Genomic DNA, 14,285 nt, shown 5'->3' with positions numbered 1-14,285 from the left:
TGAGCAGAGACAGCGTGGAAATCCCTCGCTGTCTTTTTTTAACGCAAAACGCCCGCAATACTTGCGGGCGCTTATCGATATTTAGCGATAATGATTAGTCAAACTTAAGCGACATTAATGACGCTTTTGCGACATCCTGATACTGGTCAACTAAATCCTTCGTCATATTAAAGGCAACCTGCACAGCTTTATTATCCTGACTGGTAATCAGCATCAGATTCAGAATTTCGCTATCCGCAGCCTGAGAGCGGAAAGTCACTAGCCATGCCTTATGCCCATCAACCGTAACGGCTTCTGCCTCTGGTTTGTAGTTAGCTAACATTTTCAACATCGCATCTTTCATCATATCCAGCTGCGCCGCAGGCAGTGCGTTGCGACCCGCCGTCACGCCCAGTGAGGCTTTACCTCTCTCGTCGCCATAAATGATCTGTGGACGATTCTCAGACGGGTATTTAATTTTCGCCATTTCCGCCGACATAGGCGTCAGCGTTTGCGGAATTTCGATGCTTAACTTCAGTTCAGGAAAGTGTTTACGCTCCATGTCCATTCCGGCATGAGCAGAAATCGCCACTAACATAGCAAAAGAAGCCGCCACAATTTTACGGAAAATATCCATTTTTCACCTCAGGTTTGATATTCAGATTCCGCGAGTATATCCCGAAAGAGGAATAAAAATACGGCCTTAATCTATTTTCAGAAATTAAGGATGAGAGTGGTATTATTCTTATTACTGATGGATGGCGATTCCGGGAAAACCGACATCGCCATCCGTCGCTTATACCGTAAAGCCTAACATCATGCCGGTATCTTCATGTTCCAGCAGATGACAGTGCGCCATATAGGCATGCTCTTTGGGCGCGATGTGATCAAATTTCACTAACACCTCGCTGACGCTGCCTTCCACCCGAACGGTATCTTTCCAGCCCGCACGATGGGCCGCAGGCGTCTGGCCGTTCTCCGACAGGATGCGGAACTGCGTACCGTGGATATGGAACGGATGCAGCATCATATCGCCCACCCCGGAGATGACCCAGCGTTCATATTGACCTTTGCTGGCCGCGAAAATCGGCTTGTTCATATCGAACGCCACGCCGTTTATCTTATTCGCGTTATGGAAATCAAACTGACCGCCGTGGTTCATATGGCCCATGTCGCCATGCTGCATGTTGCCCATATGCCCCTGCATCTGCCCGTGATGCATGCCCGCCATCGCCTGATCGCCATACTTTTTCATCAGCATCTGCATTCCCATCATGTCGAGCATCGGATCCATCGACAGTTGCAGATTACGCACCGTCAGACCGTCAACCGCAGGTAGCGCAGGTAGCGCAGGCATGGTACTTAGGGTGTCCGGCAGCGTACCGGAGGCATTCACGGCAACCGGCTGAATACGCATGACCGGATGCGGCTTATCAAACGGCGCAATCGCCATCCCCATCTGGCTGACTGGCAGGGTAACCAAATCAAACGGTTTACCGTCACTGACGTCCACCAGTACTTCAAAACGCTCGCCCATCAGCATGGGCAGTTCGTTTACTTTTACCGGTTCCGCCAGCAGCCCGCCGTCGCTGGCAATGACGTACAGTGGACGCTTATCGCTGGCGGCAAAATTGAGTGAACGGGCGTTACAACCGTTAAGCAACCGCAGACGTAACCAGCCGCGCGGCGCAGCATGTTGAGGATAAATGGCGCCATTGGTCAGTAGCGTATCGCCAAACCAGCCTACAGCCGCCGTCATCACATCAAGCTGATAATCAATCTGCCCGGCCGCGTTAAACCGTTTGTCCTGCACGATGACCGGGATATCGTCGATTCCCCACTGCTTCGGGAGCAGCAGCTTATGAATTTCTTCATCCTCAATCAGAACCAGACCCGCTAAGCCCATCGCCACCTGATGCCCGGTTTTCCCATGCTGATGGGGATGAAACCAGCAGGTCGCCGCTCGCTGATCCGGCGTAAACGTGACGGTACGTTTTCCGCCCGCCGGGATAATCCCCTGCGGCCCGCCATCCACCTCACCCGGCACCTCCAGCCCATGCCAGTGCACTGTGGTCTCTTCCTGAAGCTGGTTGTGGATATCCACCGTCACCGCTTTGCCTTTTTGCAGCTTCAGCGCAGGCCCGAGCAGATTGCCGTTATAGCCCCAGGTGGTTGCCGTTTTTCCGGCAAAGGTCGACTGACCCGCTTTCACCATCAGCGAAATCTGGTTACGTGCGTCGGCGGTGAGAAGCTCGGGAATGGGCAACGTGGGGCGTTGGGCGGCAAAAACGGTGCGGCTCCAGAGCGGTAAGGCTGACGACAGCCCCAGAGCCACAGAATATTTTAAGAAATCACGACGTTGCATAATTATTTCCTTATTTTGCTGCAGGCGAAATAACGCTAATCTCTGAGCATAGACCCTCCCCTTACGGCAAGGTCAAGCCAGGGATATCACTTAATAGATAATAAAAGTCGTCGCTTCGCCTCCAGTATGCTAACGTTGACTTTCCGTAATGCAGTGGTAGAAGCAATGAAGACGTTTTTCAGAACCGTGTTGTTCGGCAGCCTGATGGCCGTATGCGCAAACAGCTATGCGCTCAGTGAATCTGAAGCCGAAGATATGGCCGATTTGACGGCCGTTTTTGTCTTTCTGAAAAATGACTGCGGCTACCAGAATTTACCCAACGGGCAGATTCGCCGCGCACTGGTCTTCTTTGCTCAGCAAAACCAGTGGGACCTCAGCAATTACGACACCTTCGATATGAAATCCCTCGGCGAAGACAGCTATCGCGATCTCAGCGGTATCGGTATCCCTGTCGCCAAAAAATGCAAAGCGCTGGCGCGCGACTCCCTGAGCCTGCTGGCTTACGTCAAATAACCTCCCGTCCCTGTTGCTGAAACAATGACCGTGCATCAACGGTCATTGTTAGCTATGATGTTGCGCCCTTTTTTTACGGGTGTTAACAAAGGAGGCATCACCCTATGGCCGAAAAACCACAGTGGCATGAAACGCTACACGACCAGTTTGGGCAGTACTTTGCCGTCGATAACGTTCTTTATCACGAGAAGACCGCGCATCAGGATCTCATCATCTTCGAAAACGCCGCCTTTGGTCGCGTAATGGCGCTGGACGGCGTGGTGCAGACCACCGAGCGCGATGAATTTATCTATCATGAGATGATGACGCACGTTCCGTTGATGGCTCACGGTCACGCGAAACACGTACTGATTATCGGCGGTGGCGACGGTGCGATGCTGCGCGAAGTCACCCGGCACAAAAACGTTGAAACTATCACGATGGTGGAAATCGATGCTGGCGTTGTCTCGTTCTGCCGCCAGTATCTGCCCAACCACAACGCCGGTAGCTATGACGATCCGCGCTTTACGCTGGTGATCGACGACGGCGTGAATTACGTCAACCAGACGCAGAACACGTTTGATGTGATCATCTCCGACTGCACCGATCCGATCGGTCCCGGTGAGAGTCTGTTCACCTCGGCATTCTACGAAGGTTGTAAACGCTGCCTGAATCCGGGCGGGATCTTTGTCGCGCAGAACGGCGTCTGCTTCCTGCAACAGGATGAAGCCCTCGACAGCCACCGTAAGCTCAGCCATTACTTCGCCGACGTTGGCTTCTACCAGGCGGCGATCCCCACCTACTACGGCGGCATAATGACTTTTGCGTGGGCGACCGATAACGAAGCGTTGCGCCACCTGTCGACTGAAATCATCCAGGCACGTTTTCACACCTCTGGCCTTAAGTGTCGCTATTACAACCCGGCAATCCACACGGCAGCGTTTGCCTTACCCCAGTATCTGCAAGACGCGCTGGCGACAGCATCGTCCTAAGGAGAAGATAAGAAATTGAAAAAACTGAAACTGCATGGCTTTAACAACCTGACTAAAAGTCTGAGTTTTTGTATTTACGATATCTGCTATGCCAAAACCGCCGAAGAGCGCGACGGATACATCGCCTATATCGACGAACTCTACAACGCCAACCGTCTGACCGAAATTCTGTCAGAAACCTGCTCTATCATCGGCGCCAATATCCTGAATATTGCCCGTCAGGATTACGAACCTCAGGGTGCCAGCGTCACCATTCTGGTGAGCGAAGAACCTGTCGATCCGCAGTTGATTGATAAAACCGAGCATCCCGGCCCGCTGCCGGAAACGGTGGTCGCCCATCTTGATAAGAGCCATATTTGCGTGCATACCTATCCGGAAAGCCACCCGGAAGGCGGATTATGCACCTTCCGCGCCGATATTGAGGTTTCAACCTGCGGTGTGATTTCTCCCTTGAAGGCGCTGAATTACTTGATCCACCAGCTTGAATCCGACATCGTGACTATCGATTATCGCGTGCGTGGCTTTACCCGTGATATCAACGGGATGAAGCACTTTATCGATCATGAGATTAACTCCATTCAGAACTTTATGTCCGAGGATATGAAGTCGTTGTATGACATGGTGGATGTGAACGTGTATCAGGAAAATATCTTCCATACCAAAATGCTGCTTAAAGAGTTCGACCTTAAGCACTACATGTTCCACACCAGACCAGAAGATTTAACGGAAGCAGAGCGTAAAGAGATTACCGCTGCGCTGTGGAAAGAGATGCGAGAGATTTACTACGGGCGCAATATCCCGAGCGTGTAAGAAAAATGCTCAGGCACTCTGCGGAGTGCCTGAGCCGAATCCGAGACTATTCATTTCCCCATCGATTCAGGAATTCTGCGATATCATCGATGCGTTGCGCGTCAATGCCAGCGTCGACCGCCATCTCCTGCTGCGCTTCTTCGCTGATCTCTTCGTTATTTGTTAAGCGAGCAATCAGTAGCTGGAAATAGCGAGCAAGAGGATCACGCTCCGACGCGTTAACCGGTTCTGCGGATTCCGTCGAATACTCATCCACAATGTCATAATATTTCAGTGGTATTTCATTACCCATCACTCATCTCCTGGGGTTATCCCAACGTTAATTACTCAGGCTGTACCAGCGTCAGGGCGACGGATTGCGCTTTCAGTTCGGCCTGTACGGCTTGCGGTAAATTAACATCGGTAATGACGTCGGTAAAGCGACTGAGAGAAGCCACATTAAATAGCGAATGCGCGCCGTATTTGCTGCTGTCGGCCAGTAGCACTTTTCGTTGCGCATTGGCGATAATTTCCTGCTTCAGTCCCGCTTTGTCCTCAGTCGGAGTGGTCACGCCCTTTTCCATACTCCAGGTATTACAGCTCATAAACGCGATATCAGGATAGACGCTGCGCAGCATTTTGCGGCCAAACTCGCCGATGCATGACTGGCTGCTGTCATCAATTCGCCCACCGACAATAGTCACCTCTATCTGGCGAAACTCGGATAAAAACAGGGCGATGTGCAGATCAACGGTAATGACTCTGAGGGGAAGATGGGTTAAACATTTTGCCAGCTCCAGCATCGTGGTTCCGGCATCAAGCACCACGGCATCGCCCGCATGCACCATCGAGGCCGCATAACGCGCAATCGCCCGTTTTTCGGCGGGCGATCGCAGTTGCTTCTCGTTGGTGGTCGGTTGCACTGCTTCAAAACGCCGTAACGCCACACCGCCGTGGCTGCGACTGATCACCCCCTGTTCATCCAGTTTGATCAGATCGCGGCGGATCGTTGCCGGAGAGGCCTCAACGGCATCCACCAGTTGTTCCACGGTCACCAGCGTATGATTTTTCAAATACGCCACAATCTGATCCAGACGGTGTTGTCCTTTCATAACAGGAAATTATGCCAGTTGCATTGCCAGTTTAATCGATACGGCCATGCTCTCAGATTTTGCTTTTCCCGTCCAGGCGATATCAAATGCCGTCCCGTGATCGGCAGAGGTGCGAATAAACGGCAAACCGGCAGTGATGTTGACGCCGTCATAGAACCCCAGCAGCTTCAGCGGGATATGGCCCTGATCGTGGTACATCGCCACCACCATGTCATAGTGACCTTCATACGCCTGCAAAAATACAGTGTCCGGCGGGCATGGGCCGTAAACATCCATCCCCTTTGCCTTCATGTTCTCAATCGCCGGACCGACGATGCGAATCTCCTCATCGCCGAACAGCCCGTTCTCACCAGCATGTGGATTCACCCCCGCCACGGCTATACGCGGCTGCGCATAACCCACACGCTTCAGGAAGGTATCGGCGATACTAATAACAGTCTCCACGCGCTGACCGTTCAGGGTATCTAGGAACTTACGCAGGGCGATATGGGTGGAAACGTGAATGACTTTCAGCTTATCGGTATAAAGCACCATCGCGTAGTCGCGACTTTCCGTCAGCGTCGCCAGCAGCTCGGTGTGTCCGGGGAAATGGTGCCCGCCAAGATGCAGGGCTTCTTTGTTCAACGGCGCAGTGGCGATAGCATGAACGTCGCCTTTCATCGCCAGTTCCGTTGCCCGTTTTACGCAGCGATAAGCCAGATCGCCTGCCTGAGCCTGCACTTTACCCGGCTCCAGTGCGTCCGGGTCCGCCAGCGGTTCATCAATCACATGAATCACACCAGGCACGAAGCGGGCGTCCGCCACCTGCGTAATGGCGCGAAACGTCACGCCCTCCGCCAGACCGTTGGCCTGTAACCGCTTCAGGGTTTGCAGGCATCCCACTACCACCAGCGGCGCGCCGTTAAGTTCATCTTCACTGAGCGCTTTAACAATAATTTCCGGGCCGATCCCCGCAGGATCGCCCATCGTAATCGCGACGGTTTTAGTTACCACTGTACATCTCCTCAATAAAATAAAGCGCATCACAAAGGGTACTGTCGGAGCCGAATCCTCCTGCTTTGGTGATCACCGGCAGATCGTCAATCTCGCTGTTCACGAACGTTCCGCACGGAATGCACGGCGCTACCTCGCTCTGAATGCGATAGCCTTCCGCCCCCAGCGCACTGGCAACGGCGGTCGCAATATCCCCTCCGGTCAGGAACAGGCCGCCAATACGCGCCTGCTCAATAATGCGTAACGTGATGATTCCAAGACGCTGGCTTAACCGTTCGCCAAGCGCCTGACGGCTCATCCCGACGCTGGCACACAGCGTGTCGATCATCTGTCGGTCGTCCGCACTACGACTGGTACGTAAAATCGTATGGTGGTGACGGCTCAGTAACGCGCAGGCCTGCTCCACCACCGACGCGATTTCCTGTTCGAAGCCGGCAGAGGCCAGTCGTGAGGCATCGATCTCGACAACCTTTGCCCGGTCCTGACACAGCGCCTTGTCTACCTGACGTCGCGTGGCTTCACTCATCGAACCCGCGACGACCAGCACCGGCAACGCTTGCTTTTCCTGCATAAACAGGCGGACCGGCAGGGCATTGGCGAGACCAGCCGCGCCGACCAGTAACGGCAGCGTCTCCTGCTCACAGATAGCATGCGCAATCAGCGACAAATCACGGTCCTCAACGGCATCCACCACCACCATGCACTCGCCTTCAGCAGCGAAAGCGGCTAACAGCGCGCTCAGTCGTCCGCGACGGACATCGTCGAGCGACACTTCATGCACCGGAATGTCACTTTGCAACGAGACCAGTTCCGCAATGCGCGAAGAGATAATCGGCGTTTTGGGATCGCTGGCAAATTCGGTCTCCAGTAATGGCGTTCCGTTGACCAGGCACAGTCCATCGCGTGTTGTGCGCCCTGCGGCGGGGATCGCCGCCGCAATCACGGCCAGCGTCCGGTTAGCGGCGCGCATCGCCTCCGTCACCTCGGCGCCGACGTTGCCACGAAACGTAGAATCAATTTTTTTATACACCAGCGGCGCGGTTTCCCCTTCACACCAGGGGGCTAACGCTTGTTGTACCGCCTGCGCGGCTTGCGCCGACGGGATTGCCCGGCTCTCTGTGTTGATCACCAGCACATCAGCACGACGGGAAGGCTTCTGCGTCGGGGTGAGCATTACCTCTGTGCGTGCGCCTTTTTTCGCCAGTTGCACGCCGGTATCGTTAGAGCCCGTAAAATCATCGGCAATGACGATCATTTTCATGCTTTATTCTCCTGAGTAACCTGACGAGCCTGTTTTTTGGCAACCCACGAGGTCAGGATCGGCGTCAGGATCGCGGTGGTGATCACGGAGGCGGCAATCAATGGCGCGGCAGCAGCAGCGACTTCCGCCAGCGAAGGGTCAGCCTGGGCTATCGCCAGCGGCGTTGCAACGGCATTACCGGCAGTACTGGAGGCCGCCGCTCCGGCAATCCCGGTACCGCCCACCAGACGGTCTGCGCGGATGTTAAAGAAGCCGCCGACGAACGTGGTTAACACCCCCAGCAGGATGCCCGCCAGACCGCCCTGCAATAGCATTTCGAGGTTGATGCCAGCCCCCAGCGCAAAGGCGAAGAACGGGATCAACAGCGGTCCGCCTTTGGTCAGGAAGTCACGCATGTTGTGATCGAGGTTACCGAGGATCATGCCAACCACCAGCGGGACCAGGACCGCCACCAGTGCCATGATCGGAATGTTGGCCATTCCCGCAGCACCCAGCGCGATCATGGTAAAGAATGGACCGTCATTAAGAGACAGAATAGAGATTGCGCCGACGTCACGCTCGTTACCGAACTCGCCGACTAATGCCGCGTACAGGCCCCCATTCGAGTTACTCATGGCAGCAATAATCGCCAGTCCGCTTAAGCCAAAGATCCCTTCAGTCCCGAACAGGTGCTCAACGCCAAGACCGAGCGCAATGGCGATCAGCAGTTTGGTCAGGGTAATCGTACCGCCCTGCAATAAAGCCTGAGGTGCCGCCTTCACGCTGATCCCTGCGCCCATGCACAACAGGAATGCACCGATTAGCGGCGCGGCGCCGTTTTTAAACAGCGCGGTAGTAAATCCGCCGATCTCCAGCGCCTGCGGGGCAAAGGTATTGATAATGGCACCGATAACCAATGGCACGACCATCATGCCGCCGGGTACGCGTTCTATTGCCTTCTTGATGTTCATGGTCTTCCCGCCTGTTGTTGTGTTGTGATTAAATAAAATCACAACGATTATATTTAATCAATTTTAGATCACAAATGGATCAGATCACAGTTTTAAAATGATTAATAAAAATCAAACAATCATTTTTCGGTAAAAAAAAGCCGGACGCAGACGCCCGGCTCAACTGATGATTGAAATTATTCAGGATTGACGCAGAAATTCCCGATAGGCGTTTACCACCTGCAGGAAATCCTCGACGCCGCACAGCGACAGGCTTTCTTCATCGTAGTAATTCATCCCTTCTTCCATTTCGTCGCCGGTAAACTCCAGCTGGTTGGCGCGGATCATCACCTCTTCGCCGTCCATCCAGAGCGTATATTCATGCCCCGCCCGTTGCCAGGAACGTTCGCTGCCTTTCACCGCGTTAGCCGCCTGTTCCACTTCGTCCAGCAGGGCCAGGTTTTCTTTCACTTCTTCATTAAACCAGTGCCCGACCACTTCGTGACCCATGGACATGCGCACTAAAACCCGACCGGTAACATCGCGCAGAAATTCGTAATCCATAATGTAGTCCTCTGCTCCCGGCAATGCGCCATTACCGCATTGCGCCTTGTCTTAATTATCGCAGCCTGGACGCAGAAAAAAAGCGGATCGCGTATAAGGAATGGAAATAAAAATGCCCGGAGAAGCACGCTTCACCGGGCATTGATGCGTTTTTACGCGAAAGGCGTTAGCGCATTACACGGCGGTCTGGAAAATCACACCGTCCGCTTTCTCAGTGTATTGAGAGAGCTGGTCAAAGTTCAGATAGCGGTAGGTGTCTACAGCGGTTTTATCCACCTGCGCCACATAGGTCTGGTACTCTTCCGGCGTCGGCAATTTACCGATCAGTGCCGCAACCGCCGCCAGCTCCGCAGACGCCAGGTAGACGTTCGCACCGGTACCTAAACGGTTCGGGAAGTTACGCGTAGAAGTCGATACCACCGTCGCGCCGTCTGCGACACGCGCCTGGTTACCCATGCACAGTGAACAGCCCGGGATTTCAATACGCGCACCGCTCTTACCAAAGACGCTGTAGTAGCCCTCTTCGGTCAGCTGTGCCGCATCCATACGGGTTGGCGGCGCCACCCACAGACGCGTCGGCAACTGGCCTTTGTGCGCATCCAGCAGCTTGCCGGCCGCACGGAAGTGACCAATGTTGGTCATGCAGGAACCAATGAACACTTCGTCGATTTTATCGCCCTGAACATCAGAGAGCAGACGCGCATCGTCCGGATCGTTCGGTGCACAAAGGATAGGCTCTTTGATATCCGCCAGATCGATGTCGATCACCGCCGCGTACTCTGCGTCAGCATCGGCTTCCAGCAGTTGCGGATCGGCCAGCCATTTTTCCATCCCCTGAATACGACGTTCCAGCGTACGACGGTCGCCGTAGCCTTCTGCGATCATCCACTTCAGCAGAACGATGTTGGAGGTCAGGTATTCCACGATCGGCTCTTTGTTCAGCTTGATGGTGCAACCTGCCGCAGAACGCTCGGCGGATGCATCGGTCAGCTCAAACGCCTGCTCGACTTTCAGATCCGGCAGACCTTCGATTTCGAGAATACGGCCAGAGAAGATGTTCTTCTTGCCTTTTTTCTCAACGGTCAGCAGACCCTGTTTGATCGCATACAGAGGAATGGCATGTACCAGATCGCGCAGGGTAATACCCGGCTGCATTTTGCCTTTGAAGCGCACCAGCACCGATTCCGGCATATCCAGCGGCATCACGCCGGTCGCCGCAGCAAACGCCACCAGGCCCGAGCCCGCCGGGAAGGAGATACCAATCGGGAAACGGGTATGGGAGTCACCACCCGTACCGACGGTATCCGGCAACAGCATACGGTTCAGCCAGGAGTGGATCACGCCATCACCCGGACGCAGCGAAACACCGCCGCGGTTCATAATAAAGTCAGGCAGCGTGTGGTGCGTGGTGACGTCAACCGGCTTCGGATAGGCGGCGGTGTGACAGAAAGACTGCATCACCAGGTCCGCAGAGAAGCCCAGGCACGCCAGGTCCTTCAGTTCGTCACGGGTCATCGGGCCAGTGGTATCCTGAGAACCCACGGAGGTCATCTTCGGCTCGCAGTACGCACCCGGACGGATACCGGCTACGCCGCACGCACGACCCACCATTTTCTGCGCCAGCGAGTAACCACGGCTGCTTTCCGCCACATCTTTCGCCTGACGGAAAACGTCTGAGTGCGGCAGACCCAGCGCTTCACGCGCTTTGGTGGTCAGACCGCGACCGATGATCAGTGGGATACGGCCACCGGCACGCACTTCATCAATCAGCACGTCAGTTTTCAGTTCAAAGCTTGCCAGCAGTTCGCCGGTTTCATGGTTACGTACTTCACCTTTGAACGGGTAAACGTCAATCACATCACCCATGTTCAGGTTTGACACATCCACTTCGATCGGCAGTGCGCCTGCATCTTCCATGGTGTTGAAGAAGATAGGGGCGATTTTACCGCCGAGGCACAGACCGCCGCCGCGCTTGTTCGGCACGTGCGGAATGTCGTCGCCCATGAACCACAGCACGGAGTTGGTGGCGGATTTACGTGAAGAACCGGTCCCGACGACGTCACCGACGTAAGCCAGCGGGTAACCTTTACTCGCCAGGGCTTCGATCTGTTTGATTGGGCCAACGACACCCGGCTGATCCGGCTCAATGCCTTCACGGGCGTTTTTCAGCATCGCTAACGCGTGCAGCGGGATATCCGGACGAGACCACGCATCAGGTGCAGGAGACAGGTCATCGGTATTGGTTTCACCGGTGACTTTGAAAACGGTGACGGTCATTTTTTCAGCCAGCGGCGGACGGCTCAGGAACCATTCGGCCTCCGCCCAGGACTGCATCACCTGCTTCGCATATTCGTTCCCTGCTTTGGCTTTTTCTTCTACGTCATAGAAGTTATCGAACATCAGCAGCGTATGGGAGAGCGCTTTGGCGGCAATCGGCGCCAGTTTTGCATCGTCCAGAGCGTCAATCAGCGGATGAATGTTGTAACCACCCTGCATGGTGCCGAGCAGTTCAATCGCTTTTTCAGGCGTAATCAGTGGGGAAGTCGTTTCGCCTTTCGCGACGGCAGCGAGGAAACTGGCTTTGACATAGGCGGCTTCATCGACGCCCGGGGGAACACGGTTGATCAACAGGTCTAACAGGAATTCTTCTTCGCCCGCAGGCGGTGCTTTCAGCAGCTCGACGAGCGCGGCCATTTGGGTTGCATCTAAGGGTTTGGGCACAATCCCCTCGGCGGCACGTTCTGCTACGTGCTTACGGTATTCTTCTAGCACGACGGTTCTCCTCGCTCTCATTGTCATAGTGCGGCGCTTTATCGATGGGCGATTCTCTTCACGCTCCTGTGAGACAGCAGTTAGTAGGGTAAATGCCCGGTACCGCAATGGGCAGAATAACAGGATTTTAGTGAGGTGTTAATCTGTTTACAAAAAAGCAACATAAAAAAGTGGCTGAATCGTTAAGGATGGTCTAATGCCCTTTTCGATTTCAGAAGCGGGAAATTTATCGCTGTTACGAATCGTCACACTATTTCGCATTCTTATAATCACTCTACTGTACCGATCCCAAGATTAGTCAAAAATTAAACTATCGTCTCTTTATACTCACGCAACACTGCACCTGCGGGTGGCAGCACTTCGACCATTGCGATTTCCAGGAAATCGGGAGTAAGAATATGACGTTGCCCTTTAAACCCCACGTGCTTGCGTTGATCTGTAGCGCCGGACTACTTGCTGCTTCAGGCGTGCTGTATGTCAAAAGCCGCACACCGGAAGCCCCTACGCTGCCCACGCCCCCCATTGCTGCGCAACCGCTCGCGCCAGCCGAAGCGACTCCCGTTGCGAAAGTGAGCTTTACCACGGCGCAAATCGATCAATGGGTCGCGCCGATCGCCCTCTATCCGGACCCGCTGCTTTCGCAGGTTCTGATGGCCTCGACCTATCCGGCTAACGTCGTCCAGGCAGCACAATGGTCGCGCGATAATCCGACACGGCAAGGCGATGCCGCCATTCAGGCTGTCGCAAACCAGCCGTGGGATCCCAGCGTGAAGTCGCTGGTCGCCTTTCCGCAACTCATGACGCTGATGGGGGAAAACACGGAGTGGGTGCAAAACCTCGGCGATGCGTTTCTGGCGCAACCGCAGGATGTGATGGACTCCGTGCAACGCCTGCGTTTGCTGGCCCAGCAAACCGGTTCGCTGAAATCTACGCCGCAGCAGACGGTGACCAGCACGCCGAAAAAGAGCGTCGCGGCAGCCCCCTCAACCACCTCCTCCGCAACAAAATCCAGCGCCGTTTCCGCCGCCCCAGCCTCCACGGTAATTAAAATTGAACCTGCAGATCCGCAGGTGGTGTACATCCCCAGCTATAATCCCGCTACGGTTTATGGCACCTGGCCCAACACCGCATACCCGCCGGTGTATCTCCCGCCTACGCCAGGCGAGCAGTTCGCTGGCAGTTTTGTGAAAGGGTTCGGCTACAACCTGGGCGTCGCCACCACCTATGCGCTGTTCAGCAATATCGACTGGGATGACGATCACCATCATGATGACGATCATCACGACGGTCACGGTTATCAACACAATGGCGATAACATCAATATCAACGTCGATAACTTCAACCGCATCTCCGGACAGAATCTGAAAACACAGAACATAACCTGGCAGCACAACCCGGCCTGGCGCGGCGGCGTACCGTATCAGAATGGCACGACCGCCCCGCGTTTCCACCCGACCGACGTCAGCGGCGGTCTCAGTGCTACACAGCAGCCTGCTGCGACGGCATCCCGCGACAGCCAGCGTCAGGCAGCGATGGCACAACTGCAACAGCGTCATCCGGATGCGTCTAAAGCGCTGGCTCAGCAACCGACAGCCACAACGCGTGATGCCCAGCGCAAAGCGGCCGCTCAACAGTTGAATCAGGTTGCCCAACGCAATAATTATCGCGGCTATGACGACAACAGCAACAGCGCGCGTCGTCAGAACGCGCAACAGACCTTGAAACAATCGACTACGACAGCGCAACAACTGCATCGTGACGATCTCAGGGCCAAAGCGCAGCAACGCCCGATTTCACAACCGCAGCGGGAGACGGTACGTCAGCGCGTCGAATCCTCCTCGCCACAGCAGCGTCAGGCGTTTCAGCAAAACCATGCGAATGTATTTAGCGGTAACGACAGCCGTTCGCCGAACTGGCAATCGCAGCAGCAGCGCGGTCAGGAAAGCCGCCGTCTGAGTAACATCAGTAATGAGCAACGAGCCCACATGCGCGAACGCGCATCTGAACACCATGAATTTCGCCATCGTTAACGGGAGC

General features: G+C 54.7%; 13 protein-coding genes. 4 read left to right on the top strand and 9 right to left on the bottom strand.

Going from position 1 to position 14,285, the window contains the following annotated elements; translation table 11 throughout:
• Positions 1–94: 94 nt before the first annotated feature.
• Both HVZ37_RS04635 and cueO read right to left on the bottom strand, forming a co-directional pair.
• Positions 95–616: a hypothetical protein gene (locus tag HVZ37_RS04635; protein WP_042997898.1), complete on the bottom strand. Its 522-nt coding sequence runs from the start codon at positions 614–616 to the stop codon at positions 95–97.
• 159 nt (positions 617–775) lie between these two features.
• Positions 776–2,344 carry a multicopper oxidase CueO gene (gene cueO / locus HVZ37_RS04630; protein ID WP_181628149.1) on the bottom strand — a complete coding sequence of 523 codons (1,569 nt, stop codon included), beginning with the start codon at positions 2,342–2,344 and terminating at the stop codon, positions 776–778.
• 165 nt (positions 2,345–2,509) lie between these two features.
• Between cueO and HVZ37_RS04625 the strand changes: the two genes are divergently transcribed.
• The 3 genes from HVZ37_RS04625 (at position 2,510) to speD (ending at position 4,638) form a co-directional block, all read left to right on the top strand.
• A complete protein-coding gene (locus tag HVZ37_RS04625) occupies positions 2,510–2,857 on the top strand; it encodes a YacC family pilotin-like protein (protein ID WP_000846617.1) in 348 nt (115 codons plus the stop codon).
• A 104-nt stretch (positions 2,858–2,961) separates the two neighbouring features.
• On the top strand, positions 2,962–3,828 hold the full coding sequence (speE, locus tag HVZ37_RS04620) for a polyamine aminopropyltransferase (RefSeq protein WP_044267433.1): 867 nt from the start codon (positions 2,962–2,964) through the stop codon (positions 3,826–3,828).
• A gap of 15 nt (positions 3,829–3,843) precedes the next feature.
• Positions 3,844–4,638 carry an adenosylmethionine decarboxylase gene (speD, locus tag HVZ37_RS04615; protein WP_042997901.1) on the top strand — a complete coding sequence of 265 codons (795 nt, stop codon included), beginning with the start codon at positions 3,844–3,846 and terminating at the stop codon, positions 4,636–4,638.
• Between the two features lie 46 nt (positions 4,639–4,684).
• Here the strand turns inward: speD and HVZ37_RS04610 are convergent, their stop codons facing one another.
• The 7 genes from HVZ37_RS04610 to acnB form a co-directional block, all read right to left on the bottom strand.
• The gene (locus tag HVZ37_RS04610; RefSeq protein ID WP_042997902.1) at positions 4,685–4,930 is read right to left on the bottom strand and encodes a YmjA family protein; all 246 of its coding nucleotides are present in this window, start codon (positions 4,928–4,930) and stop codon (positions 4,685–4,687) included.
• A 31-nt stretch (positions 4,931–4,961) separates the two neighbouring features.
• A complete protein-coding gene (locus HVZ37_RS04605; protein WP_042997903.1) occupies positions 4,962–5,729 on the bottom strand; it encodes a DeoR/GlpR family DNA-binding transcription regulator in 768 nt (255 codons plus the stop codon).
• Between the two features lie 9 nt (positions 5,730–5,738).
• Positions 5,739–6,722, bottom strand: a complete 984-nt coding sequence (locus tag HVZ37_RS04600; RefSeq protein WP_080343246.1) for a D-threonate 4-phosphate dehydrogenase — start codon at positions 6,720–6,722, stop codon at positions 5,739–5,741.
• Positions 6,712–7,983 (bottom strand): D-threonate kinase, encoded by a 1,272-nt coding sequence (locus tag HVZ37_RS04595; RefSeq protein ID WP_181628148.1) that lies wholly within the window; start codon positions 7,981–7,983, stop codon positions 6,712–6,714. The genes HVZ37_RS04600 and HVZ37_RS04595 overlap by 11 nt, the downstream gene beginning before the upstream one ends.
• Positions 7,980–8,933, bottom strand: coding sequence for a 2-keto-3-deoxygluconate permease 1 (locus HVZ37_RS04590; RefSeq protein ID WP_042997906.1), 954 nt, complete (start codon positions 8,931–8,933; stop codon positions 7,980–7,982). The genes HVZ37_RS04595 and HVZ37_RS04590 overlap by 4 nt, the downstream gene beginning before the upstream one ends.
• Positions 8,934–9,113: 180 nt before the next feature.
• The gene (gene yacL / locus HVZ37_RS04585) at positions 9,114–9,476 is read right to left on the bottom strand and encodes a protein YacL (RefSeq protein WP_054177165.1); all 363 of its coding nucleotides are present in this window, start codon (positions 9,474–9,476) and stop codon (positions 9,114–9,116) included.
• A gap of 174 nt (positions 9,477–9,650) precedes the next feature.
• The gene (gene acnB, locus HVZ37_RS04580) at positions 9,651–12,248 is read right to left on the bottom strand and encodes a bifunctional aconitate hydratase 2/2-methylisocitrate dehydratase (RefSeq protein WP_042997908.1); all 2,598 of its coding nucleotides are present in this window, start codon (positions 12,246–12,248) and stop codon (positions 9,651–9,653) included.
• Positions 12,249–12,646: 398 nt separating this feature from the next.
• Between acnB and HVZ37_RS04575 the strand changes: the two genes are divergently transcribed.
• Positions 12,647–14,278 (top strand): DUF3300 domain-containing protein, encoded by a 1,632-nt coding sequence (locus HVZ37_RS04575; protein ID WP_181628147.1) that lies wholly within the window; start codon positions 12,647–12,649, stop codon positions 14,276–14,278.
• The last annotated feature ends 7 nt before the right edge of the window (positions 14,279–14,285 follow it).

Source organism: Citrobacter sp. RHB35-C17 (assembly GCF_013816795.1).
Classification (GTDB): Bacteria; Pseudomonadota; Gammaproteobacteria; order Enterobacterales; family Enterobacteriaceae; genus Citrobacter_A; species Citrobacter_A amalonaticus.
This window is presented reverse-complemented; position numbering and strand designations above follow the sequence as displayed.